The sequence below is a fragment of the Mesorhizobium sp. WSM4814 genome, assembly GCF_055811595.1.
The window spans coordinates 506,388-529,872 of record NZ_JBVVQT010000001.1 but is presented as its reverse complement, the minus strand read 5'-3'; the positions used below and the strand labels follow the sequence as shown (position 1 = coordinate 529,872).

24 protein-coding genes, 2 tRNA genes and 4 pseudogenes are annotated in these 23,485 nt (G+C 61.0%); 22 read left to right on the top strand and 8 right to left on the bottom strand.

The genetic code is table 11. The features are described 5' to 3' along the window. Positions 1-63 precede the first annotated feature (63 nt). The 4 genes from AC0L2V_RS02570 (at position 64) to AC0L2V_RS02555 (ending at position 2,866) form a co-directional block, all read left to right on the top strand. On the top strand, positions 64-1,347 hold the full coding sequence (locus AC0L2V_RS02570) for an ROK family transcriptional regulator (protein WP_473511341.1): 1,284 nt from the start codon (positions 64-66) through the stop codon (positions 1,345-1,347). 762 nt (positions 1,348-2,109) lie between these two features. Continuing rightward, the gene (locus tag AC0L2V_RS02565; protein ID WP_127205724.1) at positions 2,110-2,355 is read left to right on the top strand and encodes a DUF982 domain-containing protein; all 246 of its coding nucleotides are present in this window, start codon (positions 2,110-2,112) and stop codon (positions 2,353-2,355) included. 8 nt (positions 2,356-2,363) lie between these two features. Next, positions 2,364-2,612, top strand: coding sequence for a DUF982 domain-containing protein (locus tag AC0L2V_RS02560; protein ID WP_353682288.1), 249 nt, complete (start codon positions 2,364-2,366; stop codon positions 2,610-2,612). A gap of 8 nt (positions 2,613-2,620) precedes the next feature. After that, positions 2,621-2,866, top strand: a complete 246-nt coding sequence (locus tag AC0L2V_RS02555) for a DUF982 domain-containing protein (protein ID WP_473511339.1) — start codon at positions 2,621-2,623, stop codon at positions 2,864-2,866. A gap of 452 nt (positions 2,867-3,318) precedes the next feature. Here the strand turns inward: AC0L2V_RS02555 and AC0L2V_RS02550 are convergent, their stop codons facing one another. After that, entirely contained in the window at positions 3,319-3,747 is a 429-nt protein-coding gene (locus AC0L2V_RS02550) for a methyltransferase domain-containing protein (RefSeq protein WP_473511337.1), read from the bottom strand. 387 nt (positions 3,748-4,134) lie between these two features. Here AC0L2V_RS02550 and AC0L2V_RS02545 point away from each other — a divergent pair, with 387 nt between their 5' ends. The 5 genes and pseudogenes from AC0L2V_RS02545 to ligD form a co-directional block, all read left to right on the top strand. Continuing rightward, positions 4,135-4,344 carry a KTSC domain-containing protein gene (locus AC0L2V_RS02545; protein WP_473511335.1) on the top strand — a complete coding sequence of 70 codons (210 nt, stop codon included), beginning with the start codon at positions 4,135-4,137 and terminating at the stop codon, positions 4,342-4,344. Positions 4,345-4,918: 574 nt separating this feature from the next. Further along, positions 4,919-5,356: a VOC family protein gene (locus tag AC0L2V_RS02540; protein WP_473511334.1), complete on the top strand. Its 438-nt coding sequence runs from the start codon at positions 4,919-4,921 to the stop codon at positions 5,354-5,356. A 308-nt stretch (positions 5,357-5,664) separates the two neighbouring features. Beyond that, a complete protein-coding gene (locus AC0L2V_RS02535) occupies positions 5,665-5,955 on the top strand; it encodes a DUF982 domain-containing protein (protein ID WP_473511333.1) in 291 nt (96 codons plus the stop codon). A 416-nt stretch (positions 5,956-6,371) separates the two neighbouring features. After that, positions 6,372-6,671 (top strand): DUF1236 domain-containing protein, encoded by a 300-nt coding sequence (locus tag AC0L2V_RS02530; RefSeq protein WP_091597134.1) that lies wholly within the window; start codon positions 6,372-6,374, stop codon positions 6,669-6,671. 337 nt (positions 6,672-7,008) lie between these two features. Further along, positions 7,009-8,056 (top strand): annotated as a pseudogene (gene ligD, locus AC0L2V_RS02525) (non-homologous end-joining DNA ligase); the annotation flags it as partial. Here ligD and AC0L2V_RS02520 read toward each other — a convergent pair. The 4 genes from AC0L2V_RS02520 to AC0L2V_RS02505 form a co-directional block, all read right to left on the bottom strand. Next, positions 8,039-9,088 carry a hypothetical protein gene (locus tag AC0L2V_RS02520; RefSeq protein WP_473519407.1) on the bottom strand — a complete coding sequence of 350 codons (1,050 nt, stop codon included), beginning with the start codon at positions 9,086-9,088 and terminating at the stop codon, positions 8,039-8,041. The pseudogene ligD and the gene AC0L2V_RS02520 sit on opposite strands and share 18 nt — an antisense overlap. A 196-nt stretch (positions 9,089-9,284) precedes the next feature. Beyond that, positions 9,285-10,163, bottom strand: coding sequence for a hypothetical protein (locus tag AC0L2V_RS02515; protein ID WP_473519330.1), 879 nt, complete (start codon positions 10,161-10,163; stop codon positions 9,285-9,287). After that, the gene (locus tag AC0L2V_RS02510; RefSeq protein WP_473511329.1) at positions 10,160-10,555 is read right to left on the bottom strand and encodes a phage holin family protein; all 396 of its coding nucleotides are present in this window, start codon (positions 10,553-10,555) and stop codon (positions 10,160-10,162) included. The genes AC0L2V_RS02515 and AC0L2V_RS02510 overlap by 4 nt, the downstream gene beginning before the upstream one ends. Then, positions 10,552-11,238: a hypothetical protein gene (locus tag AC0L2V_RS02505; protein WP_473511328.1), complete on the bottom strand. Its 687-nt coding sequence runs from the start codon at positions 11,236-11,238 to the stop codon at positions 10,552-10,554. Before AC0L2V_RS02505 ends, AC0L2V_RS02510 begins: the two co-directional genes overlap by 4 nt. A gap of 763 nt (positions 11,239-12,001) precedes the next feature. Here AC0L2V_RS02505 and AC0L2V_RS02500 point away from each other — a divergent pair. Continuing rightward, positions 12,002-12,511, top strand: coding sequence for a ferritin-like domain-containing protein (locus AC0L2V_RS02500; RefSeq protein ID WP_027155497.1), 510 nt, complete (start codon positions 12,002-12,004; stop codon positions 12,509-12,511). A gap of 434 nt (positions 12,512-12,945) precedes the next feature. On the opposite strand, the gene AC0L2V_RS02495 is transcribed toward AC0L2V_RS02500, so the two are convergent. Beyond that, positions 12,946-13,020: transfer RNA gene (locus AC0L2V_RS02495), tRNA-Thr, on the bottom strand. A 149-nt stretch (positions 13,021-13,169) separates the two neighbouring features. Here AC0L2V_RS02495 and AC0L2V_RS02490 point away from each other — a divergent pair. From AC0L2V_RS02490 to AC0L2V_RS02440, 11 genes are all read left to right on the top strand, one after another. Beyond that, positions 13,170-13,394 carry a hypothetical protein gene (locus tag AC0L2V_RS02490; RefSeq protein ID WP_473511326.1) on the top strand — a complete coding sequence of 75 codons (225 nt, stop codon included), beginning with the start codon at positions 13,170-13,172 and terminating at the stop codon, positions 13,392-13,394. A gap of 121 nt (positions 13,395-13,515) precedes the next feature. Continuing rightward, a complete protein-coding gene (gene murA / locus AC0L2V_RS02485; protein WP_023800240.1) occupies positions 13,516-14,808 on the top strand; it encodes a UDP-N-acetylglucosamine 1-carboxyvinyltransferase in 1,293 nt (430 codons plus the stop codon). A gap of 441 nt (positions 14,809-15,249) precedes the next feature. Further along, positions 15,250-15,684 carry a DUF2948 family protein gene (locus AC0L2V_RS02480; RefSeq protein WP_473519329.1) on the top strand — a complete coding sequence of 145 codons (435 nt, stop codon included), beginning with the start codon at positions 15,250-15,252 and terminating at the stop codon, positions 15,682-15,684. Between the two features lie 9 nt (positions 15,685-15,693). Further along, positions 15,694-16,986, top strand: coding sequence for a histidinol dehydrogenase (gene hisD / locus AC0L2V_RS02475; protein WP_473511323.1), 1,293 nt, complete (start codon positions 15,694-15,696; stop codon positions 16,984-16,986). 5 nt (positions 16,987-16,991) lie between these two features. Beyond that, the gene (locus AC0L2V_RS02470; protein ID WP_023803277.1) at positions 16,992-17,477 is read left to right on the top strand and encodes a UPF0262 family protein; all 486 of its coding nucleotides are present in this window, start codon (positions 16,992-16,994) and stop codon (positions 17,475-17,477) included. A gap of 13 nt (positions 17,478-17,490) precedes the next feature. Then, positions 17,491-17,943 (top strand): arsenate-mycothiol transferase ArsC, encoded by a 453-nt coding sequence (locus AC0L2V_RS02465; RefSeq protein ID WP_084833935.1) that lies wholly within the window; start codon positions 17,491-17,493, stop codon positions 17,941-17,943. 204 nt (positions 17,944-18,147) lie between these two features. Next, positions 18,148-18,366: a translation initiation factor IF-1 gene (gene infA / locus AC0L2V_RS02460; protein ID WP_006200926.1), complete on the top strand. Its 219-nt coding sequence runs from the start codon at positions 18,148-18,150 to the stop codon at positions 18,364-18,366. A 27-nt stretch (positions 18,367-18,393) separates the two neighbouring features. Beyond that, a complete protein-coding gene (locus AC0L2V_RS02455) occupies positions 18,394-19,020 on the top strand; it encodes a Maf-like protein (RefSeq protein WP_023803279.1) in 627 nt (208 codons plus the stop codon). Further along, the gene (gene yacG / locus AC0L2V_RS02450) at positions 19,017-19,220 is read left to right on the top strand and encodes a DNA gyrase inhibitor YacG (RefSeq protein WP_023803280.1); all 204 of its coding nucleotides are present in this window, start codon (positions 19,017-19,019) and stop codon (positions 19,218-19,220) included. The genes AC0L2V_RS02455 and yacG overlap by 4 nt, the downstream gene beginning before the upstream one ends. Positions 19,221-19,417: 197 nt before the next feature. Next, positions 19,418-19,493: transfer RNA gene (locus AC0L2V_RS02445), tRNA-Phe, on the top strand. Positions 19,494-19,705: 212 nt separating this feature from the next. Beyond that, a complete protein-coding gene (locus tag AC0L2V_RS02440) occupies positions 19,706-20,986 on the top strand; it encodes a tyrosine-type recombinase/integrase (RefSeq protein ID WP_473519328.1) in 1,281 nt (426 codons plus the stop codon). A gap of 157 nt (positions 20,987-21,143) precedes the next feature. Here AC0L2V_RS02440 and AC0L2V_RS02435 read toward each other — a convergent pair. Together AC0L2V_RS02435 and AC0L2V_RS02430 are read right to left on the bottom strand one after the other, a co-directional pair. Continuing rightward, a pseudogene (locus AC0L2V_RS02435) lies at positions 21,144-21,567 on the bottom strand (conjugal transfer protein TrbE); the annotation flags it as partial. A gap of 140 nt (positions 21,568-21,707) precedes the next feature. Next, positions 21,708-21,995, bottom strand: a pseudogene (locus AC0L2V_RS02430) (conjugal transfer protein TraG); the annotation flags it as partial. A gap of 75 nt (positions 21,996-22,070) precedes the next feature. Between AC0L2V_RS02430 and istB the strand changes: the two are divergent. Next, positions 22,071-22,867: pseudogene (gene istB, locus AC0L2V_RS02425) on the top strand (IS21-like element helper ATPase IstB). Positions 22,868-23,485: the final 618 nt, after the last annotated feature.

The window sequence follows — 23,485 nt, the reverse complement described above, 5'->3', positions numbered from 1 at the left end:
AGCTTCAGAGCTGTGATGATCGGCTAGAGTGGCTCTGCGAAAATGAATGGGGAGGCACCGGTTTTGTCCGGAAAAGGCAGCAATTCCGTCAAGGTTCGGCATTACAACGAGCGGTTCGTGCTTGATGCCATCCGCCGTCTGAAGGAGGCATCCAAGTCCGATCTGGCGCGCGCCGCGAATCTGACGCCGGCCGCGGTAGCAACCATTGTCGACGGACTGGAGTCGTCGGGATTCATAAAGCAAGTGGGGAAAAGGTTCGGGCAACGCGGATCGCCGTCCACTCTCTACCGACTTACAGCAGAGCGCATCTACAGCGTCGGTATCAAGATCGGCCGGCGCGCGCTGGAAGCCGTCCTCGTCGACTTCGCCGGCGAAGTTCGCTCGCGCGGGTCGCACGAATATCGCTTTCCGGACCCCGACCTGGTGCTCAAGGCCGGCAATATGTCGCTGGCCAATTTCGAAAAACTGGTCGACGGGCTTGGCGACGCCAGCATCGTCGGTATCGGCATCGCTTCGCCGTATTTCCTCGGCGGCTGGAGCGAAGAACTCGGCTTTCCCAATGACCTTGGAAGCCGCTGGGAAGCAATCGATCTGACGACATTCTTCGCTACAAAGCCAAGGATCCCGGTTTTCGTCGAAAACGACGCGTCGGCGGCGGCGCTCGCCGAATTGATCCAAGGATCCGGCGCACGGTTCCGCGACTTCATGCATATTTCGATCGACACCTTTGTCGGCGGCGGGCTGGTGCAAGGCGGCAAGGTCCACACCGGGCCGCATGGCAACAGCGCCGCGCTCGGTCCTTTGCCGGTTTCGCCTTCAAGCCTCGATTCGGTGGCGGCCAAGCCGGCGCGTTACCAGAGCCTGCTGCATCGTGCCTCGATTTACGTGCTGGTCAATCACCTCAAATCGCGCGGTGTCGAGATCAATCGTGTGCGCGAACTGGATCCGCTGCCGCGGGGGGCGCGCGAGCCGCTGTTCGAATGGATCGACGACTGTGCCAATGCGCTGGTCGAGGCAATCATCGCCATCACCTCCGTCATCGACATCGAGGCAATCGTTCTCGACAGCATCCTGCCGCGGCCTATTCATCTCGAACTTCTGACAAGAGTTCAGACCCAGTTCAACCGGACCAGCGCCATCGGCATCGTGGCGCCGGAAATCGTCTCGGGGCAATTCGGCCCCGAGGCCTCGCCGATCGGCGCAGCGATGTTGCCGTTCTCGGCACTGCTGGCCCCCGACAGCGGCGTGCTGATGATCGGTAAGGACAGAACGATATTGTTGGGCAGCCTTTCGAAGCTTGCCAGGCAAAGCCAACCAGCAAGGAGCTCAGCGATTTCAACGGGATGAGATGGTGCTGCGAGAGAGGATTGAACTCTGAGTTGGTCTAATGGAATCAACAGCTTACGAGGCTTTTTGTAACACTGTGACGGTCATCAAAATGACCCAGGCATCAGATCGAACGCTGAGCGGCGCGAACGCAAACCGAGGCCGGTATGAGCATCTGCCACCCCTTACAAGAACCTTTTGATGGCGGCCGAAATTTCGGCAGGCTTTGTCTTCATATGTCCTGCCCCGGGCGCTTGGATGACAGATACAAGTGGCTTGAGGCCATGCCTCCGGCATGCATTTGCGGCAGATCCGCCGGCGCAATCACTCTCTGGCCGGCCAGTTCATGTTTCGTCACTGCATCGAAGCAGACATCCACGTCTGATGCTAGATGTTGCTCGAGCGGCTCGCCGGCAACAAACGAAAAGCCTGCGTCACGTAAAAATCGGATCTCCTCAACTGCAACTTGGCGAGAACGATTTCAAAGACTTTGTTGAATGGGATTTCGGGAAGGTAACCGAGCGGTCCGAGCTGGCGCTACTTGGTCGCGTCTTCAATCGCTTGAGGATTGACGGTCAATCGAACAACAACGCGAAACGCTCGCGTCCAGAATTATTGCCAATTACATGGCCGGAGTGGTGGACGAGGAAAAACTTCTGTCGGCCTCGAAACAAGCGCTGGGGCGGTAAGCGACGGCATGACCGGGCCGGCCAGAGAAATCAACCCAGCCGCCGCTGTGATCCGCCTCTACCAAACATGTGAGCATCCCCTAATTTACCCCTAATGGGTCTTCTCTGGTTCTCTCCCCCTGTCTACGTGAAAGCGAACCGTCCGGGCATTCGCCATGGGGTCAGCCACGTTGAGGGAGCCGCCGAGGAACTCATGGCGTGGGACACAAAGGGGCCGAGGTGGACGAAAGCGGTCCAATCATGCGTTGACGCGTTCGAGGGCAGAGTGTCCCCCCAAGAGGTCCGTGAAGCCTTTGAGGCGGCTGCCAGGGAGGCGAGCGTGTATCTGTCGCCTGAGTAGGAGGTGTCATGGCAACCCTTTGGTTCGTCCCTCCGGTGTTCGTGAAGACTGAAACGGACGGTGCCAGGCATGGCTGCAACAATGCGAGGGCAGCCCTTGAGCAGCTCAAGACGTGGACCCGGAGAGGACCTCACTGGCACAAGGCGTGGACCCTCTGCCTGTCAGCACTGGAGGGCGATCCGATTGACCCTCACGTGATCCGAAAGGCTTTCGTGGCTGCCGCTAAAGAGGCGGAGATGTATCTCTCGCCTGAGTAGGAGGTATCATGGCCATCCATTGGTTTCACCCTCCGGTCAACATCGAGACCGACCGACCTGGGCTGACATACGGCTGGAATAACGTCGAGGTTGCCGCTGCGGAATTCATGAAGTGGACCAAGCGGGGACCTAAGTGGAAAAAGGCAGTTAAAGCCTGCATGGCCGTCCATGAGGGCGAGGGCACAGCCGACGACGTAAGGAAGGCCTTCGAGGGTTGCTGTCAAGGACGAGAGTTTGCTACGCTCCTCCTCTAATTAGGCTCACTTTGCGTGGACGCTGTTGAACATCGGATGCCGCACAGTGAGCTGCGCTATTTGCGTGCAAGCACGACGTGAGCCTCTTGGGGGAACATCAGCTCCCCTCCAGTTGAATAGATTGCCAGCGAAGAACTTACATCACCCATAATCGCTGCGACGACTGCGTCGCGGTGTCCGGCATCGATTCCGCCGACCAGCCCTGCCTGCGGAGTCGCTGCCAGCTGTAGTCGCACATATTCCTTTGACGAGGGGAATCGGATGTTCTGTGTCGTCGTGTGGATGGTCACCTGACGAAATCCCGCCCCCGGCCACCAATCGGTAAAGCTCGTCCGCATCGGCGAGTGAATGCTCGGACCGTTTCGTTGCCGAAGCGCCTGGACCGAGGTGTCGGTCCAAGGCGTCCACCAGCGCCTTTGCCGCAGGAGTGCGCTCAATAGCGCTGAAAACGCTTAAGGCCAGTCGGCCGTCAGGCACCAGCACCCGGAACATCTCACGCAGCCCACTCGACCGGTCCGGGAAAACTGCAGTCCGAGCTGGCAAAGAACCGGATCGAAGGTGGCGTCAGGGAACGGCATTTCGAGCGCGCTTCCCTCGTGCCAGTCGATACGCGGTCCAGCGCCTGCCGGGAGGGATCGAGCAACGGCAAGCATGCCCGTGTTGATGTCGAGGCCGACGACCTGCCCACTTCCCATACGCTCGGCCGCCAAGCGTGCCACCACGCCGGTGCCGCAAGCTACGTCCAGAACCCGCTCACCAGATTGAGGCGCAGCACGATCCACCAGGTCGGCAGCCCACAGGGCTGTGATTGCCGGGACCAGGTAGCGCTGGTAGAGTTCCGCGGCGCTGCCTTGCAGCTGCCACTGCTCCTGCTGGGCCATAGCGTCCCTCCCGCACAACGAGCCGCTGCAAAGGCCCAATCGGCGCTTCAAGCAGCCATCATATGCGCGTGTCTGTCAAACAAGCAACCGGCCAACCGCCGGTTGGTAGACGCGACGCAGCCGGCCGCCTAGGATTTTTCCACGATCCGCGAACCGGGCAAATCCCGACCCACCCGCGCTCGGTGACCGCTTGATCGCCCCGTCGCTCTCCTGTGCGGCGGGTTTTTTTGTTTCCTATGGAACACCGGCATAGGCAGGACGTTCGCCTCCTGCAGCATCTTCTGTGCTGCAAGACCGGTGTCCCCTCCCGATCAGCCCGCGTCCTTCCCCTCCGTGGGGCGCGGGCAACTTCAGATGGACTCTCTCCCTGATTGGAGTAGTCACGTCATGCCGTCGACCTCGATACACAAAACGGAATACGATCCGGAGCGCAAAGTCCTCCCGGTGTGGCTCGTGGCCAGCGTATGCTACCAGTTTGAGGACGTGCCGCCGGAGACCTTCGCCGAGTTCCAAGCCGCCTTCGCCAAGGGCCGCTTCTTCAACGGCCACATCCGAAATCACTTCCGCTACCGTCTGGTTGGACCCGCGGTCGACTGAGCAGCATCAGCGGACGATCTCTTTTTTGGCAGGGATGCGGCTCAGTCGTCGCGGCCGTCCGGCCAGCCTTTGCGAGGGCAAGGTCGGACATCGGAACGAAAGGCGGATTCGCGAATTTCTACTGCTAGATAATCGGAATCGTTGCCCATGAGGCTCGCGACCCTCCACCTTGAAACTGCGAGATACGGCGATGTATATCGCGCGGAAAGGCTCGCGCGGTTGAGGCAGCAAATGATCCGGCACATCAAGCGCACTGACGCCTCGGCTCAAAAAGTCGAGCAAGCGCTGGCTAGTTTGGCCGAAGCAAACGCACGCATGGACCGGCTCGCGGGGCATCAGTAGGGCCGCGCTCATGCGCCTCCGCATCGGCACGACGTGCGGCGGGTTCGGTTGCTGCATGTGGCGCTCTCACCACATCCGTTTCGTGATGCCCTTGGGGCCGCAGAATTGTAGACATGTGGGCACGACCGCACGTCCACATGTCATCATCTATCGGTGTTGCGGGCACTCAAGTGTCCGCTGTTAGACTAGGCGACACCTTGTAGATGGGAACGACACCCTGGAGATTCGAAACATGGCGCTCAAGCGGATGGACAACGTAGGGATCGTCGTCGAAGATCTCGGAGGGACGATCGATTTCTTTCGCGAACTCGGCCTCGAGCTCGAAGGGCGGGCCACGATCGAGGGAGAATGGGCCGGACGTGTCACTGGACTGGGCGATCAGCGTGTCGAGATTGCCATGATGCGCACACCGGACGGCCACAGCCGGCTCGAGCTCTCCTGCTTCCTCACGCCGCCTGTCGTCGCAGATCACCGGAACGCCCCGGTCAACGCCTTCGGCTACCTCCGCGTCATGTTCGCCGTGGACGACATCGACGAGACGCTTGAAAGGCTCCGCAATCGCGGCGCGCAGCTCGAAGGCGAAGTAGTCCAGTATAAAGACGCGTATCGGCTCTGCTACATCCGTGGGCCTGAAGGGCTCCTCATCGGACTCGCCCAAGAACTCAGCTGAGCGCAATACGAAGACAAATGGCCAAGAGTGACGAATGCTAGCGAGCGCGTCCGAGGCCGACCCGCCTGTTCGACGTCCATCCCTCCACGGTCGGCCGCGTTACACGCATGCAATTATCGAAACGTGGGCATGCTGCCACGAAACGGCGCCTCGCGCCTTTGCTCGACCGCATCGACGTCCTGGATCTTGGCGGCGGTTAGGGCCTGGCATGGCCGTTCGCGTCGAGCAGCGGCGCCCTGAATTCACGACAATGCAACCACCGCCATGTCTTCGCGTTTAACCGCCTTCACTCCTGGGAAGCGACGAAAATGACGGCGTTTGTCCCGATTACAATCTACCTGAATCACAGGCCGATGGTGGTCGCGTCGATAGCCGACGCTGCGAAAGCGCTTCAGCAACCATGGCCATTCATGGACAAGCCGTCCCGGCTTGAAGCAATCCGAATGATCGAGGAATGCCTGGCCCGACATCGCAGTCACCAAGCTGCGTTCGCCGCCTTCGAGGCGGCTGCAACAGAACAGGGACTTCATAAGCAGAAGCCCCCAAGCGAAGGCCTCAAGAAATTCGACGGGGTTGCTGAAGATTCTGATGTGAGGTGATGCCCGCCCTCGCAACTTGGAACCGCTGACAGGCCCCGCCTAGGCGGACGTGGTCAGGACCACCCGCAAATCGAGGAATGGCGGTGGTCTCTTGCTGCGCATTCCCTAGCTAACGACCATTCCAATTGCCAGGAACGCGATGGAGACGGGGAAGACCGGAGCGAGTAACCAGTGGGCTTGGTGGACGCTATTTTCCATGGGCTCCTCCCGTGAACTCACAGTGAGCAACGACTACGGGCGGCCGCGGTTCCGGATGGTGCGATGTCCAGTCTGTTGCGCGAACAGTGAGACTTGGGTCCTGTCTGAGATCGGCCCGAAGCTCCCAGCCAAAGGAACTTTTGCAGCTGCTGCGGGTTCGGTGAGTATCGCGCGTGACGATGCTGTTCGGCGCGAGAGGACTCACATAGGAGGCAACTATGAAAATGCGACTTTCCACTGCAGCCGCGGGATTTCTGCTGCTGGCAGGTATCGGCGCTGCTGCCGCTCAGGACGTAGTCATCGAGCCTGAACAGGAGACCGTCATCAGGGAATATGTGAAGAAGCAGCCGCTCGCATCGGTGAAGGTCCCTGGGATAGAGCTCAATATCGGCTCAACGCTGCCCGAGACGGTCGAGCTTCATGAAGTTCCCGACACCAAATACAGTTACGTGATGGTCGACAACCGGACCGTTGTCGTTGATCCAGGCACACGCAAGATCATCAAAGTCATCGAGTGACCTAAGCGACTGGGAGCACAGCCCGCGGTGCCGAAAGGTATAGCAGGACACTAAATCTGGAAGTCGGTCTGATCCAACAGACCATTGCCAGTCCTCTCCCGTAGGCAATGGTCTGTCGGCTCATCCGGTAACTTGCGGCCCAACCCCACGCATTGGGGCTGCAACGGTTTCGCGCGGCTATGCCGGGTCTCGTTATCGGTCAATCTCATTGCTGCTTTGCCGGCGGATAGGACAGCGCTCGAGATGCTCCGCCCCGGGCTGATCGGCCGGTCGTGAACTTTACCCTTTAGCTGGCTGGCCTCGCTGTTTCTCATTTCCGCCCACGCAGCGCCCTCGCGGCTTCTGTCTGCGCGATGCACGCGAAGTGCGTGAACGATTGGACCCACTGATTGTGGCGAAATCTCCACTCTCGGAACCGATAGACAAGCCCAAGGCACTGCTGCGTGAGGCGGTGTTCAAGGGGCTGCGCGAGATGATCTGAGCCCACCAGCCGCGCGCCGCGTTTAGCCCGCAAGCGGCCGCCGTCCGATGAAAGTTTGGGCGTCCCGCCCGAAAACATTCTGCAATTGCTGCCCGACGCCGTCGTGCCCTCGAAAGAGGATCTGATCGGATATTGGACGAAGGTAGCGAGGAAGGCGCTCGTCCACCTTGGCCGACGCCCGCTCAAGCTGGTTCGCCACTCCCACGGCGTCACGTTCTATCACAAGGGCAGATTGCCCAAAGTTCCGGATGCCGTGCATCAGCTGCGAGTTCAGAAACGCGAAGGTGGCGAAGGTGTGAGGCTGTGGGTCGATGACCTTGATGGGCTTCTTGGCTTGGTGGAAATGGGCGTGGTCGAATTGCACCCATGGAACGCCACCATTGATGATATCGAGCATGCCGACCACCTCGTAATAGATCTGGATCCTGGCGAAGGAGTCGAATGGGAGCTAGTTGCCGGCACGGCTTTGGCGCTCCGCGATATGCTGCGTTCAGCAGGACTCGACAGCTGGCCGAAGGTGACTGGCGGCAAAGGCGTGCATGTGATGGCGCCGCTGAACGCTGCGATCACCCACGATGCGGCCAGGCAGTATGCACGCAGGCTGGCGCAGCAGCTGGTCAACAAGTATCCCGATCGCTACCTGTTGGCGGCTGCGCCGTCCGCCCGCGTAGGGCGGATCTTCCTGGATTATCTCCGAAATGGGCGAGGAAACACGGCGGTCGGTGCGTATTCGCCAAGAGCCGGACCACACTTTCCGATAGCAGCTCCCGTAACCTGGAGCCAGGTCGAAAAGGGAATTCTGCCAGACGCGTTCACGCTGCAAAGCCCATTTCGACCGACGCCGCAGACAAGCCTGCGGAAAGCGGGTCGCGCTCGTGCCAATTTTTCAGATCGCCCGACGTGAACGAAGACCAGAGACTCTATAATCAGTTGGCGGATCTGGAGATCGTGGCTCGACCAACGCCAATCTTCCGGACGCGTCAAAGTGGATTGGAATAGGGTCGCAGATTGTCCCCGAAAACCGCTCCTCCGGACCCGAAATGAAGGCAAGTAGATAGTCCTGGTCACCATGTGTAAGAAGGCGCCCGGCATATATCTCGCAGTCGGGTGTGCCGTATAGGAATGGACCGTCCGCCGGTTTCCATGGCCCCAAGGGATGATCGGCGGCAAGATAGTGGATACCCGCTACCGGCTCTCCCGGATAGTTGCGCTTGAATTCGTCCGACCAACATTGTGAATGTGTGCAGAAGAGGCAGAACCATTTGTCGCCCCGCTGGAAGACTTGGGGGACCTCGATTTCCCCGAAAGATCCGACATAAACCGGAGGCTGAAGCTGCCAATTTACAAGATCGTGCGAATGGGCAACGCCAATTGCACCAGAGGCATTGGTATCCGATGGCATCGGCGATCGGGCCGTGAAATACATCAGCCAGCCAGAGCCCTCGGGGTCACGTATCACCCAAGGATCCCGCAGCGAGCAGTCCTTCCAGCGCCGCGGAACGCGACCCTCGTAATACTCGGCATTCTCACCGGTGCGCTCGAGCGCAAGGCCCTGCCTTCTCCAATGGACTAGATCGGCGCTACTCGCGCGTCCGATCCGTTGTATCTTGCCCTCTTCAGCGCATGATGTCCCGGTATAGAAGACGGTCCATGAACCCCTGTCGTTCCGCACAACGCAGCCGGTCCAGATCGTCAGATCATCAAAGGACGGAGTTTTGCTCGGCCGGAAAACCGTTCCTCGATACGTCCACTGGCGTAGATCAGGACTTGTGGCGAGGCCCCAGGTAACGTTCCAGTGTCGAAGCTCGGGATTCCCAAGCGACCGATCGGCCTGCAGAAAGAAGGCATGCCAGAGTCCCTGATCATCCCGGCAATACCAGCTGTCCCATATCCATTTTCCTTCGACGGTCAACACTGGATGCCTCTGACGTCGCATTGCCAACCACTGCTGAAAGAAAACCATCAGCGCGCGCTAACGTTCCGCTTCAAGGGTTACGGTCGGGGAGGCAACCCGACTAACCTTGATTCCAAATATCGTGCGATCTTGGTTTCGGACTGGTTGCCCAACGACCGGCGACAATGCCGGATGACATCCTTATGGACCAAGCCCGTCATTCAGGCTGGTGGCGATGCTATGGGCTTGCAGACGACTCGTCCGACGACCCCGGCAAACGATCGCGAATGGCTTCCTCGGTTTTGTTTGCGGTCGATTCCACAACTTTGCCGACCTTGCCTGCTAGCGTGTCGGCATCTCCACCCGAGCCTTGCCGGTCGGCCTCTTCCTTGACCGTTTCGTAGGCCTCGGCGGCAACTTGCTTTGCCTGCTCCATGCCCGTTTCGAAAACCTCCTCCGCACTGTCGCGAATTTGGTCGCGGTAGGCGCCAAGTTGTTCATCCTCTGTGGCTGTGTGGGGCAGCATCACCCCGATGGCAGTGCCCAGCGCAAGGCCGAATGCGGCGATAGCCAGCGGTTCGCGCTCGAAGAGCTCTTGTGCCGATTGGCGCGTCCGAGCCGCTATGTCGCTGGCGCTTGAGCCGAGCTGGTCGGCGGTGTTTGTTACCCTCTCCTTGGCGCCCGTTGCGGCGTTTGCCGCAGCTTCGGCCGCGCCGCTTGCTGCTGATGTGACCGAACCGGCGGTATCCGAGAGCATCGCCCCGATTCCGGACGCTTCGCTGCCCTGGCTGAATTCATCGCTGCGCCGGTCGGAGAACGCGTCACGAGCCGTGCCTGTCCGATAAGCGGCAGCTGAGTTGGTGGCCGAAGGGCCGTTGCCGAGCATCAGCCAGGCGAGGCCGGCTCCAATCAACGTCAGCGGCAACGGGTTGTCCCTGATTTGCGACTTGAGGTTGCCAAGCATGGCAGATCCCTCGCCGCCGGAAAGGATTCCGGTAAATTCGTCGAGCAATTGACCCGGTGTCATCTTGCTGCGGATCGATTCGGCGGTGTCTGCTACTTTGGCCCGGGCGATGTCGGCATCGCGTTCAAGCTCGGCTGCGGATTTGTCGCTCATCTCATTTGATCCTTGATCACGCGTGCATCGCGCTTCAGTTGGTCTTGTGTGCGATCGGGCGTCAGCTCGGAAGGAGCCATGTTTTTCGTGCCAGAGCGCAAGAGAATGATCCCCAGTCCCGCGACGATGATCCCGACCAGCAGCGAGGACCATCCCGCTCCTAGGCCGGCACTCGCCAGGGCGATTACGAGTGCTTGCAAAAGCACCATCAAGGCCGCGAGAAGGCATATGGCGCCGGCCAGAACCTCGGCGGCGCCTGCGCCGGCCTTGCTGATTTTTTCCGACATTTCGGCCCGCAACAGCCTACTTTCGGTTTGGAGCAGGGCTGTGACCTGCTGTGCCAGATCGCTGACGAGGGTAGCCAGGCCGCGACTTTCCTGATTGTTGTTCATGGCTTCCGCTCCTGGCTTTCGCCGGCCAATTCTCCACCGGCCAAGTCATCGCCGGCCCTGTCGTCTCTGGGCTGATTGTCGTCTCTGGGCTGATTGAAGGGGGGCGGCGTAGTGTCAGGTGCCTCTGCCGATCGCGTGGCCGACTTATCCGTGTTCGAAATCGTTCCGGACCGTCGGTCTGTTCCCGATCGACGCTGTGCTTCGGTGCGGGCAGATGGCGGCGAGCTCTTGATAAACCGCCCCAGCGCCAATCCTGCCAATACTGAGCCGGCTATCAGCGCCCCTGAGTTTTCGCGGCCGAACGACCGCATCTCACCAAGAACATCTTCGAATGGTTTATCCTTCAACGAAGACGAAAGGCGTTCAAGCGAGCCGGCGGCATCGAGGGTGAACTTCGAAGCGGTCCGTTGATCATTATTGGCCAGATGCTCGCTTGCTGCTCGCAAGGCTCCGCTAAAGGCCTTCAGGTTGGAGCTGATATCGCGCTGTGTTCCCTCGGCTTTGTCGAACAACGCCTGCTTCGCTTCAGCAGCGTAGTCGCCCGCCTTCCTGGCGAGTTCGTCGCGAGCGTCGTGTAGCGCCTCTGTCGCGGTCTGCGTTTCCTGCTGGAACCGCTCGGACAGTTCGCTTTTGGCTGTTTCGAAATCGGCCGGCTTACGGCCCTGATCGTCTTCGCGCTGCATGGTATCTCCTAATGGAATCCGAGGAAGGAGAGGATCGCAAGCACGACGACGACAAGGCCGATGAGATAAATGACACTGTTCATGGTGGCAATCTCCTCCATTGCCTATCGAACTTGGCGGGGGCAAACAGGTTCCATCACTTCCAGCTAAATTAGCAGTGAGAATTCGGTGCCATAACCGGCGTCCCTCGCATGGACTTCTAGCGAAAGCGCGCCCATGGCGTGGGTCCAAGGGAATATCCAAATGAACCAGGGCATCAATAGGCCCCTCCGAAAGCTGATCCGTTCAAGATGGCTGCCGGGAACCAGCCTCCGCAAGACACGTTGCTGAGTCACCGAACTTCTCAAAAAGGATGCGTGCTATGGCGAAAGAGATACCTCGCGAGGAAGAGCAACGCGGCACAGGAAGGGTCCTCATGTGGGGCGCCGTGATCACCGCTGTGCTTTTTGTTGCCCTACTGGCCATATTTGTCCTCGGGCCACTCTGATCTGAGATACTCACCGCCCTAACCTCTGGAGCTTGTTCCTGCGGCGGACCAAAGCTGCCGGCCGGCGCCTACCAGGCAACGCCCACTGCTCACAGAGCGCTATTGCTAACGCTAATGTCGCGCTTCAAGGGGCTTTTGGCCGGGGAGGCAGCGACCTGCGGGACGGGTGGTCGTGGTCACCGCCGGGTATCGACTGCGCTTTGCAGGCGATCGGAACTAACGGTCTGTGGCAGCGTTGCGATGGCAGTAAGACAATGCTGACCAACGGAGACAGACATGACAGACTCCAAGGAACGTCTGGTGCAGTGGCTTCGCGACGCTCACGCCATGGAAGAACAAGCCGAGACCATGTTGAGCGGCCAAATCGAGCGTCTCGAAAACTATCCCGAGATTCGCGACCGGATGAACATGCATCTCGAAGAAACGAGGCAACAGGCAAAACGTCTTGAACAATGCCTCGATCGAATCGGCGACGGATCTTCGACGCTGAAGGACGCTGGCGGTAAGCTAATCGCCATCGGACAGAACATCAGCGGCATGTTTGCAGGCGACGAGGTGATGAAAGGATCACTGGCTAGCTACACATTCGAGCATATGGAAATCGCCAGCTACAAAATGCTCATTGCCGCAGCCGGCGAGGTCGGCGACTCCGAGACCCAAAGAGCGTGTAAAGAAAACCTCCGCGAAGAAGAGGCGATGGCAGATTGGCTGGAAAACCAACTCGGCACGGTCACCAGCGAGTTCCTCAGACGCGACGAGCGGGATGCTGACACCGCGAAACGGTGACATGCCTAAAGTCTTGCCATCGCGTTGTAGAAATCCTTCGGCGGCACGAGGCTGATCGACGTCAAACCCGGTAGGGCTTCAGACGCGAAGGGATGGCGGATTGGTTGACGTTCTAAAAGAAACCGCTCCCTCTCGGCGCGATGTTCGAAGCAGAACCTGCGCGAGGCTTGCCAGGCCTCGCGAAAATCCCAGCCGGCATGGTTTGTGCAGCCAGGATGTTCGCACGCATGGCTGATTCCCGGGCGCTATGACCTGTTCTGGCCGTGGGAGCCTGAATCTCGTCGCACATCACCTTCATCGTATGGGAATGGATACACGTCGATGTCAAGGCGCTGCGCTTGTCGATCTTGTGCCAACCAATTCCGTTGAAGGAATCTGCAGCGATCACGAGAGCCTTGCGTGTCAAGGGTTCGAGCGATTTCAATGGGATAAACTGGTGCTGCGAGAGAGGATTGAACTCTCGACCTCTCCCTTACCAAGGGAGTGCTCTACCACTGAGCTACCGCAGCCGCTGATGGCGGGGCTTCTGCCATATCGAACCGGCAAGCGCAAGGCCAAGTGCAAGCCATCTGTGAAAGCCCGCTCCGACGGCTTTTGCGGACATGGCAGCGCCACAATGTTGGCTATCCCTGAATAGCGGGTCAGCCGGGACGGAACCATGAACGACAAGGCAATTCCATCTGACAAGGAGGGTCCACCCGACAAGGAGGGCCCATCTGACAAGGGCGGGCCGTCGACAAAAGCTGACCGCCAGACCCGGCTCGCCGAGCAATTGCGCGCCAATCTGCAGAAGCGCAAGGCGCAGTCGCGCTCGCGACGCACTGGCGAGGCTGACAAGCGGCCGGACGGGCTCGGCGGCTTAAGGGAAACGCAAAAGGATTGATATCAACAGGCTGGCCAGGGCGGGAATCCTGTTTCTTGAACCAAGCCGGCCAATGGTTTAGACGGGCCACAACAGACTCAACCGATTAAACCGGCCTTTCGGCCGAGGGGACGCTCTTTAAATGGATCGCATCAGAATTGTCGGCGGCAACAAGCTTGCCGGAAGCATCCCGATCTCGGGCGCGAAGAACGCCGCGCTGCCGCTGATGATCGCTTCGCTGCTGACCGACGACACGCTGACCCTGGAAAACGTGCCGCATCTGGCCGATGTCGAGCAGTTGATCCGCATCCTCGGCAATCATGGCGTCGACTACTCGGTCAACGGACGCCGCGAAAAGCAGCAGGAGGGCTATTCGCGCACCGTCACTTTCTCCGCCCGCAACATCGTCGACACAACGGCCCCCTACGAACTGGTGTCGAAGATGCGCGCCTCGTTCTGGGTGATCGGTCCGCTGCTTGCCCGCATGGGCGAGGCCAAGGTGTCGCTGCCCGGCGGCTGCGCCATCGGCACGCGGCCGGTCGATCTTTTCCTGGAAGGCCTCCAGGCGCTGGGCGCCGATATCGACGTCGACACCGGCTATGTCATCGCCAAGACCAGGAACGGCCGTCTTGTCGGCAATCGCTACGTCTTCCCGAAAGTTTCGGTCGGCGCCACCCATGTGCTGATGATGGCGGCTTCGCTGGCCAAGGGCGAGACGGTGCTCGAAAACGCCGCCCGCGAGCCCGAGATCGTCAACCTCGCCGAATGCCTCAACGCCATGGGCGCAAGGATTTCCGGCGCCGGCACCGCGACCATCACCATCGACGGCGTCGAGGCGCTGTCGGGCGCGCGCGTCCGGGTGATACCCGACCGCATCGAGACCGGCACCTATGCGATGGCCGTCGCCATGACCGGCGGCGACGTCGTGCTCGAAGGCGCACGGGCGGACCTGCTGCAGACCGCGCTCGACGTGATTTCCCAAACCGGCGCCGAGATCACGCAGACCAATTCCGGTATCCGTGTCAGGCGCAATGGCGCCGGCATTGCGCCGGTCGACGTGACGACAGCGCCCTTCCCGGCGTTCCCGACCGACCTGCAGGCGCAGTTCATGGGCCTGATGACGATGGCCAAGGGCAAGTCGCGCATCACCGAGACGATCTTCGAAAACCGCTTCATGCACGTCCAGGAACTTGCCCGGCTCGGCGCCCACATAACACTGTCCGGCCAGACGGCGATCGTCGACGGCGTGCCGAAGCTGAAGGGCGCCCCGGTGATGGCGACCGATCTTCGCGCTTCGGTGTCGCTGGTCATCGCCGGCCTGGCGGCCGAAGGCGAGACCACGGTCAACCGGGTCTATCATCTCGACCGCGGTTTTGAGCGGCTGGAAGAAAAGCTGTCCGGCTGCGGCGCGGAGATCGAGCGGATTTCGGGGTAGGCGAAATCGGCAGAACCCAGGGCCTCAAATCGCGGCGCTGCCCTGCCTGCCGTGGCACCTTAAACATTGCCGGGTTGGCGCTATCGGCGAAGCGTCCAATCTCCCCCCTTGCGGGGGAGATGCCCGGCAGGGCAGAGGGGGGTAGTGTCCCTCCGGCCTATCAACGATCACAGCTCACGCAGTTGAATTTCCAAGATCGGGGAAGACAGAAGTCGAAAGTGGCGATCCTTCCCACCCCCCTCTGTCCTGCCGGACATCTCCCCCGCAAGGGGGGAGATCGGATGATCCTTCCGCTTTCGCCAACTACCAATGCTGGAAGCCAAGGTGATGAACAGCGCCGACCCCGGGCGATTACCCAGCCAAGACTTCCGGCGCGGTTGCACGGATCGCCAAGACCGCCTAACAGAAAACCGATGTAACCTTCGCAGGTGCGAACTCCGCATGAACCTTCTCAAGCTTGTCGCGCTCGACGATCAGGATCTGAGCATCGTCTCGGCCCATGTCCAGGACTCCGTGCTCAAGGTCGGCGACCTCGAATACATGCCGGCGGTCAAGCGCTTCGTGATGACGATGAACCGCTTCGTCTGGGAGGCGAAATCGGGGCTGTTCCGCCGGCACAATGAACGGCGGCAAAGCGTGCTGCATTTCGACCGGGTGCTGGGCGCCAAGACCAGCGGCATTGCACGCGACAAGCCGGACGAGGTGCTGTCGCTGCTGGCGATCAGCTTCGTCGCGCTCGACAAGCCGGCCGGCATTGTCGAGCTGATCTTTTCAGGCGGTGGCGCGATCATGCTCGATGTCGAGTGCATCGAGGCGCGGCTGGCTGACACTGGCGGCGCCTGGGAAGCGACGTCGCGCCCCTTCCACAGAGCCTGAGCACACAAGATGGCCATCACGCTTCGTCTGTCCGATGCCGATTTCGAGCCGCGGTTTGCCGCGTTCCTTTTGACCAAGCGCGAGGTCTCGGAGGACGTCGACGCGGTGGTGCGCGCGATCATCGCGCGGGTCCGCGCCGAGGGCGACGCGGCGCTCATCGACTACACGCAGAAATTCGAAAAGGCCGACCTGAAAGGCCTCGGCATTGCCGTGTCGAAAGACGACATCGCCAAGGCCTACGATGCAGCCGACCCGCAGACTATCGAGGCGCTCAAATTCGCCCGTGACCGCATCCGTTCGCATCACGAGCGGCAGCGGCCGAACGACGACCGCTATACCGACGCTGCCGGCGTCGAGCTCGGCTCGCGCTGGACCGCGATCGAGGCGGTCGGGCTCTATGTGCCGGGCGGTACGGCGAGCTATCCAAGCTCGGTGCTGATGAGCGCCGTGCCGGCCAAGGTCGCCGGCGTCGAGCGCGTCGTCATGGCGGTGCCGGCGCCCGGCGGCATCATCAATCCGCTGGTGCTGGTGGCGGCGGACCTGACCGGCATAACCGAGATCTACCGCGTCGGCGGCGCGCAGGCGATCGCAGCGCTGGCCTATGGCACCGAAACGATAAAGCCGGTCGCCAAGATCGTCGGCCCCGGCAATGCCTATGTCGCGGCGGCCAAGCGCCAGGTGTTCGGCACGGTCGGCATCGACATGATCGCCGGGCCATCGGAAGTGCTTGTCGTGGCCGACGGCAATAACGATCCGGACTGGATCGCCGCCGACCTGCTTGCCCAGGCCGAGCATGACGTGTCGGCGCAGTCGATCCTGATCACCGACGATCCTGACTTCGGCGCGGCGGTCGAACGGGCGGTCGAACGCCAGTTGCAAAACCTGTCGCGCGCCGGGACGGCGGCGGCGAGTTGGCGCGATTTCGGCGCCGTCATCCACGTCCCCCGAATCGAGGCGGCGCTGCCGCTGGTCGACCGCATCGCGGCCGAGCATGTCGAGCTTGCCATCGACGAGCCGGAAGCCTTCCTGGCGCGGATGCGCAATGCCGGCGCCGTCTTCCTCGGCCGCCACACGCCGGAAGCCATCGGCGACTATGTCGGCGGCTCCAACCACGTGCTGCCGACGGCGCGCTCGGCGCGCTTCTCGTCCGGGCTTTCGGTGCTCGATTTCGTCAAGCGCACCTCAATCCTGAAGCTCGGGCCGGAGCAATTGCGGGCGCTGGCGCCGGCGGCCATCGCGCTGGCCACAGCGGAAGGCCTCGACGGGCATGGACGCTCCGTCGCCATCCGGCTGAATATGTAGCTGACATGGCGGACTACGATCGAACCCGTGCCAGGCTGATCGATGTCGAACTCGACGAATCGATCGGCCGTTCAACGCCCGACGTCGAGCATGAGCGGGCGGTGGCGATCTTCGACCTGATCGAGGAAAACAGCTTCCAGCCGGTCAATGACGACGGTGCCGGGCCCTACCGGCTAAAACTGTCGCTGGCCGAATCCCGCCTGGTCTTCGCGGTGGCGCGCGAGGATGGCGCGGCGGTCGTAACCCACATCCTGTCGCTGACGCCGCTCAGGCGCATCGTCAAGGACTATTACATGATCTGCGAAAGCTATTACGATGCCATCCGCAGCTCGACGCCCAGCCAGATCGAGGCGATCGACATGGGCCGGCGCGGCCTGCACAATGAGGGCTCGCAGACACTGATGGACCGGCTGGCCGGCAAGATCGACATCGATTTCGACACGGCGCGCCGGCTGTTCACGCTGGTCTGCGTACTGCACTGGCGAGGCTGAACTGTCAGTCCCAATGCCCCGCTCGATCCTGCCCCGCTCGATCCTGTTCGTCTGCGCCATGAACGCCGTGCGCTCGCCGATGGCCGAACTGCTGGCGCGCAAAGTGCTTCCGGCCGCGACCTTCGTCGCGTCGGCCGGGGTGCGCGGCGGCGAACGCGACCCGTTCGTCGACGCCGTGCTGGCCGAGGACGGGCTTTCGCTCGGCGACCGGCACCCGAGGACACTGGACGATCTCGAGGACGACTATTTCGACCTGATCATCACGCTGTCGCCGGAAGCCCATCACACCGCGCTCGAGCTTACCCGCTCGCTTTCCGTCGACGTCGAATATTGGCCGATGCCGGACCCGACTGGCGTCGGCGGCACGCGCGAGCAGATCATGGCCGCCTATCGCGAGGTGCGCGAACGGCTGAAGGCGCGGATCGGCCGCCGTTTTCTGGCGCCGGAAACAGAGAAACCGGGCTGATTTAAGCATGTTCACAAGCGCACGATTATCATATAGGTTCCGCCCAAATTCCGGCTAGAGTCGGATGATTTCAGGTCTGTTCGACCTGAAATCTGAATCCGCCTCTAAATCCAAGAAGTAGAGCATGATGTCGTCCGAAAACCGTTTCACACTTTTCGGCATCATGCTCTAGGCGCTGGGAATCCATCCAAGCAAAGGTATCGAATGCCGAAGGAAGAAGTCCTCGAGTTTCCGGGTGTCGTCACGGAATTATTGCCCAATGCGATGTTCAGGGTGAAGCTTGAAAACGAACACGAAATCATCGCCCACACCGCCGGCCGCATGCGCAAGAACCGTATCCGCGTGCTGACCGGCGACAAGGTCCTTGTCGAGATGACACCCTACGACCTGACCAAGGGCCGCATCACCTACCGTTTCAAGTAAGATCGTCAGAGCTCGGCCGGGATCGCGATGAGCATTTTGCAGAAGCTCGTGCTTGCCTCGGGTTCGCCGCGCCGGATCGAACTGCTGCAGCAGGCGGGCATCGAGCCGGACCGCGTGCTGCCGGCCGGTGTCGACGAAACGCCGCTGCGCGCCGAGCATCCACGCTCGCTGGCCAAGCGCCTGTCGAAGGAAAAGGCCGAAAAGGCGCTGGCCTCGCTGCAGACGGAAGAGGATTATGCACCGAGCTTCGTGCTGGCCGCCGACACGGTGGTCGCCGTCGGCCGGCGCATCCTGCCCAAGGCCGAAACGTTCGACGACGTCGTCAATTGCCTCGGACTGCTGTCAGGCCGTTCGCATCGGGTCTATTCCGGCATCTGCCTGGTTACGCCGAGCGGCAAGCTGCGCCAGCGGCTGGTCGAGACCAGGGTGCGTTTCAAGCGGCTGCCGCGCGCCGAGATCGACGCCTATGTGGCCTCGGGAGAATGGCGCGGCAAGGCCGGCGGCTACGCCGTCCAGGGTCTGGCCGGCGCCTTCGTCGTCAAGCTTGTCGGCTCCTACACCAACGTCGTCGGCCTGCCGCTCTATGAGACGGTGGCGCTGCTGGCCGGCGAGGGCTTCAAGGTGCATGCCAACTGGCAGTCAGTTCGGCCATGAACTCGGGTGCGGACGACAAGGTCACGCCGCTGCGCCCCAAGCGGCCCTGCCCCGAATGCGGCAAGCCGTCGGCGCGCGAGACCTACCCGTTCTGCTCCGTGCGCTGCAAGGACATCGACCTCAACCGCTGGCTCAAGGGCGCCTATGTCATTCCGGGCCGCGACGACGAGGACGAAACGGACAACGACCCTCCCAAATGAAGCTGTTCGGCACGGCTTGGTGACTTCGACCGCGTCCCATGAATCGAGCTGTCCAGTGATTGCTCGTTTGCCGCTTGAAATCAACGCTTAGGCGCTGGACAGGCCGGATTCCCGTGCTATAACCCACGCGCTTTCAAGGGGCGCCTGCGGCGCTTTCAAGAAATCCGGCGTGCAGAACTGCCCGCGTGCCGGAACAGGCCCAGATAGCTCAGTTGGTAGAGCAGCGGACTGAAAATCCGCGTGTCGGTGGTTCGAATCCGCCTCTGGGCACCATCCCCTCTTCTCCCGACAGTCTCTTTCGCCGAAGCTTCTACGCTTCTGTCTTGGCAACTAGCTGAAATCTTTGGTGATTTCAGTGCGCAAGGCGCGGTTGGTCGGGCTTTGTGGAATTTCGGCGTGGTTGGTCCAACGAGGCGGAGGGCTGGTATTTTCGCTGGTATTGGAGATCCTGATGGTATCGATGCAGCCAAGTGGAGGTCCCGAAAATGGCGCTGTCCGACGTGAAATGCCGAAATGCCCGACCCGCTTCCAAGCTCGTGAAATTTTCTGACGGTGGCGGGCTCCAGCTTTGGGTGCAGCCGACCGGATCTCGGCTATGGCGCCTCGCCTATCGTTTTAAGGGCAAGCAGAAGCTTCTGGCGTTGGGCAGCTATCCCCTCATCTCCCTCGCTGAGGCACGCGAGGCGCGCGATACCGCCAAACGTCTTCTCCTACGTGGCATCGACCCCGCACAGGAGCGTAAGTCGCAAAAGGCTTCGGCAGAGGACACCTTTCGCTCAATCGCGGAGGATTATGTTGACAAGCTGAAGAAGGAGGGACGTGCCGACCGGACCATCACCAAGGTCAAATGGTTGCTCGACTTTGCCTATCCAACATTTGGGGACAAAAGCATAAGGGAGATCGATCCGGCCACAATTCTTGCCGCTCTCCGCAGCGTGGAGATTCGCGGTCGATACGAGTCGGCCAGGCGACTGCGCTCCACCATCGGCAGCGTGTTTCGATATGCAATCGCAACCGCACGCGCCGATGTAGATCCGACGATCGCCCTGAGGGGCGCACTCGTCGGTCCGACGGTCACGCCGCGTGCCGCAGTTACCGATCCTAAGGCCTTGGGAGGCTTGCTGAGGGCGATCAATGCGTTTGACGGACAGCCAACAACCCGAGCCGCCCTGAAGCTGATGGCCCTGCTGTTTCCCCGCCCCGGCGAGCTGCGCGCGGCCGGATGGGACGAGTTCGATTTCGAAAGGTCGGTGTGGAGCATCCCTGAAGGACGCATGAAGATGCGAAGGCCGCACCGTGTACCTCTTTCCAGGCAGGCGGTCAGCGTCCTGACCTCACTTAGAGAAATCTCTGGTGGTGGATCGCTGTTGTTTCCTAGTGTTCGATCGGGTTCGCGTCCGATTTCCGACAACACGCTTAACGCCGCCCTTCGCCGTATGGGCTATGGCAAAGAGGAAGCTACCGCGCACGGTTTTCGAGCAACGGCATCAACTCTGCTAAACGAATGCGGAAATTGGCATCCGGATGCGATAGAGCGGCAACTGGCCCACATCGAAAACAACGACGTTCGTCGTGCCTACGCCCGGGCTGAGCATTGGGAAGAGCGTGTCAAAATGATGCAGTGGTGGGCAGATTATTTGGATGAACTCGAGAGCAAAAGCGCGCTAGTGATCTCGATCGGGCGACGCGGCAAGCCTGCCGTTCATACACCATCGCGACCGTCCACTTTGAACCCAACAGCGACGGCACACCAAACACCGAGATGAATCCTCCAACCGGGCGACCAAATGGGCGTAGGTCATCCCGCCACCGTCGTCGGGCAGAAAAGGACGTCCCAGTAGAACTCCCGCGATCGCCGAGGCGCGCGAGCGATAGTCCCATCGTCTCACCTACGAACGTATGAGTCTGTCTCGCCTTCGGAAGTGAGTCGACGAGCGCGCTTTCCGCACGCGCTTGGCTGTCCGGCGACGGCATGAACAGCAAGGTCAGATGATAGCTGCTCTCGTAATGCGCGACTTTGCCTTCGAAAGCGCCGTGCCGTTCTCATCGACTAGCCATGAGGTCGCGTCGGGAAATGCGAGTTCGGATAGCCCAGCGCTTCGATGCGCTCGGCCTCAAAGAACAATGCCCAGCCAGAGCCAAGCCTTCTCAGCGCATTGTTTGCCCGCGCGCACATGCCTACAAGTTCGGCTTCAGTCGCGCTTCCGAGATCGGGGCCGCGGAACCGAAAGGTGCGCTGAAAGCTGCCGTCCTTGTTGAGGACGATGCCGGGCGCGACGAGTGCGGCCCAAGGCAGATGATCGGCAAGCCGGTCGGCTTTGCCGTGATATTCTGAAAGATTCAGCATGCGAGCCAACCCTTCAGGCGAAGGTGGCGGACAAACACGTTTGCGAAGTCAGGCTCGCGGCGAGCTGCGAAGACCGCGCGCGTGTGGTCGGCGATCCAGAGCACCAGCCTGGCAATCCACTGCTGTAAGCCAAGGCCTATGGCAGCGGCCAGATGATTGGTGGTCATCATCCGCTGCAGTGTCGCGGCAAATGAGCGTTGTGGGTCCGACAAGAAGGTGGCGACACGGGCGAGCGTCTTTTCTTCTTCGGCGTAGAGCACGTGCGGGTGACGCCGACCAGGAGGGAATGACTCGTCTTTTCCCAGTGGTTGCGCCGTTCCAGCGCCCCCGGGGTCGACGAGGACTTCCAGCAGCGGATTGTAGCGAGCCGATCTCAGATCGGTCGGGTTGAACAGGAGGCAGTACGAGAGCTTCGACCGCCAGCCGGCCGCACTGCCGTCCGGTCCGCCGGATCCGGCGCTTTTGCGTCCGCTGCGGGAATATGAACTTCTGGTCGGGGGAGGCTGGTGATGGTCGACCACGATGCGCTGATCGAGATGCTGACACGGCTCAAGCTAACGGCGATCCGTGACCAGCTCGACAATCTTCTGGACGAAGTGGCGCGGCGGGAACTCACCGTGCGGGAAGCCGTGGCCTTCCTTTGCGAGCGCGAGGTCGCCCGCAAGGAGGAGCGCCGGATCGAGATGGCCAGCAAATCGCCCACTTTCCCACCGTGCGTGATCTTAGCGGCTTCGACTTCTCAGCCCAGCCCTCGCTCGATCCCGGGCAGATTCGTGATCTGGCGGCCTGTCGCTGGATCGCGCACGGCGACACGCTGCTGCTGCTCGGCCGACCCGGTGTGGGCAAGACGCATCTGGCCATCGCGCTCGGCCGCGAAGCCATCCGCGAAGGATACTCGGTGCTGTTCGTTGCCGCCCCGGCCTTGGTTGCCGCCCTCGCCAAGGCGCATCAGGAGGGCCGCTTCGAAGAGCGCCTGGCGTTCTATGCAAAGCCCAAGCTGCTGATCGTCGACGAACTCGGGTATTTGCCGTTCGACCCCAACGCGGCGCACCTGTTCTTCCAGCTCGTCTCCAGGCATTACGAGCGCGGCAGTCTGCTCATCACGTCGAACCGGTACGTCGGCGAATGGGGCGAGGTATTCGGCGATCCGGTCGTGGCCACAGCCATCCTCGACCGGTTGCTCCATCACAGCCATGTCATCACGATCCGCGGCGACAGCTACCGCCTGCGCGAGAAGCGCCGTGCCGGTATCTTCAACTCAGCCAACCTCAACCTGGAGAAGGCTCATGACGCACGATAGCCGACAGATTTGCGCCCCGACGTGCCGGCACCCGGGAGCCCCCAGTTACCTCCCGCGCTCCGCTCCGCCAGCCGCGCGGAGGCGCTCCGCTACGCGCGGGTCCCTCCTGTGGAGTCCGGGGCCGAGCCACAGTCCATCAACCAAGGGGGCAGTTTTAAGTGTCGCCGAGAGGTCACTTCCGGATGTCGCTTGATAGCAGACGAATTGCTATATGGCGGCCGCGCGCGATTGCGGGGGTGGCCTGAGCCGTAAACACTATATCTCGCGTGGACTCATTGACGGGCCCGAGCTGAGAGTACGCGGATTGCCCTGGCAACACGAGGAAGTCGCTCATTATTCTCCGGACAATCTTGTCGCGCGGATACTCTGTCGACGACATAATTCCGCGTTGTCGCCACTCGATGCCATGCGATCCGGTTCTTTCTCGCCATCGAGGCGGCGATCGATCATGCGCAGCGACGCTCGCTTTCCCGCCAGAGCAGATATTCCTTGCCTCCGGACATGCGCTCGAGCTATGGGGCGAGGAAAACACTAGCGAGCCTTTCCGCGTCGCAGATCGAGTTTCGCACGCCCGAGCAACGCTTCCGGGACTACCAGCCACCAATAGAACGGATCGTG

Excerpts from the sequence above, each read along its gene's own strand:
- AC0L2V_RS02560 (WP_353682288.1), top strand. The coding sequence starts at position 2,364 with ATGGCAACCCTTTGGTTCGTCCCTCCGGTGTTCGTGAAGACTGAAACG.
- AC0L2V_RS02550 (WP_473511337.1), bottom strand. The coding sequence starts at position 3,747 with ATGGCCCAGCAGGAGCAGTGGCAGCTGCAAGGCAGCGCCGCGGAACTC.
- AC0L2V_RS02465 (WP_084833935.1), top strand. The coding sequence starts at position 17,491 with ATGCCCCGCTCGATCCTGCCCCGCTCGATCCTGTTCGTCTGCGCCATG.
- AC0L2V_RS02515 (WP_473519330.1), bottom strand. The coding sequence starts at position 10,163 with ATGAGCGACAAATCCGCAGCCGAGCTTGAACGCGATGCCGACATCGCC.
- AC0L2V_RS02545 (WP_473511335.1), top strand. The coding sequence starts at position 4,135 with ATGCCGTCGACCTCGATACACAAAACGGAATACGATCCGGAGCGCAAA.
- AC0L2V_RS02505 (WP_473511328.1), bottom strand. The coding sequence starts at position 11,238 with ATGCAGCGCGAAGACGATCAGGGCCGTAAGCCGGCCGATTTCGAAACA.
- AC0L2V_RS02490 (WP_473511326.1), top strand. The coding sequence starts at position 13,170 with ATGAACGACAAGGCAATTCCATCTGACAAGGAGGGTCCACCCGACAAG.
- AC0L2V_RS02530 (WP_091597134.1), top strand. The coding sequence starts at position 6,372 with ATGAAAATGCGACTTTCCACTGCAGCCGCGGGATTTCTGCTGCTGGCA.
- AC0L2V_RS02470 (WP_023803277.1), top strand. The coding sequence starts at position 16,992 with ATGGCGGACTACGATCGAACCCGTGCCAGGCTGATCGATGTCGAACTC.
- AC0L2V_RS02480 (WP_473519329.1), top strand. The coding sequence starts at position 15,250 with ATGAACCTTCTCAAGCTTGTCGCGCTCGACGATCAGGATCTGAGCATC.
- yacG (WP_023803280.1), top strand. The coding sequence starts at position 19,017 with ATGAACTCGGGTGCGGACGACAAGGTCACGCCGCTGCGCCCCAAGCGG.
- AC0L2V_RS02540 (WP_473511334.1), top strand. The coding sequence starts at position 4,919 with ATGGCGCTCAAGCGGATGGACAACGTAGGGATCGTCGTCGAAGATCTC.
- AC0L2V_RS02535 (WP_473511333.1), top strand. The coding sequence starts at position 5,665 with ATGACGGCGTTTGTCCCGATTACAATCTACCTGAATCACAGGCCGATG.
- infA (WP_006200926.1), top strand. The coding sequence starts at position 18,148 with ATGCCGAAGGAAGAAGTCCTCGAGTTTCCGGGTGTCGTCACGGAATTA.
- AC0L2V_RS02555 (WP_473511339.1), top strand. The coding sequence starts at position 2,621 with ATGGCCATCCATTGGTTTCACCCTCCGGTCAACATCGAGACCGACCGA.
- AC0L2V_RS02565 (WP_127205724.1), top strand. The coding sequence starts at position 2,110 with ATGGGTCTTCTCTGGTTCTCTCCCCCTGTCTACGTGAAAGCGAACCGT.
- AC0L2V_RS02520 (WP_473519407.1), bottom strand. The coding sequence starts at position 9,088 with ATGCGACGTCAGAGGCATCCAGTGTTGACCGTCGAAGGAAAATGGATA.
- murA (WP_023800240.1), top strand. The coding sequence starts at position 13,516 with ATGGATCGCATCAGAATTGTCGGCGGCAACAAGCTTGCCGGAAGCATC.
- AC0L2V_RS02510 (WP_473511329.1), bottom strand. The coding sequence starts at position 10,555 with ATGAACAACAATCAGGAAAGTCGCGGCCTGGCTACCCTCGTCAGCGAT.
- AC0L2V_RS02440 (WP_473519328.1), top strand. The coding sequence starts at position 19,706 with ATGGCGCTGTCCGACGTGAAATGCCGAAATGCCCGACCCGCTTCCAAG.
- hisD (WP_473511323.1), top strand. The coding sequence starts at position 15,694 with ATGGCCATCACGCTTCGTCTGTCCGATGCCGATTTCGAGCCGCGGTTT.
- AC0L2V_RS02455 (WP_023803279.1), top strand. The coding sequence starts at position 18,394 with ATGAGCATTTTGCAGAAGCTCGTGCTTGCCTCGGGTTCGCCGCGCCGG.
- AC0L2V_RS02500 (WP_027155497.1), top strand. The coding sequence starts at position 12,002 with ATGACAGACTCCAAGGAACGTCTGGTGCAGTGGCTTCGCGACGCTCAC.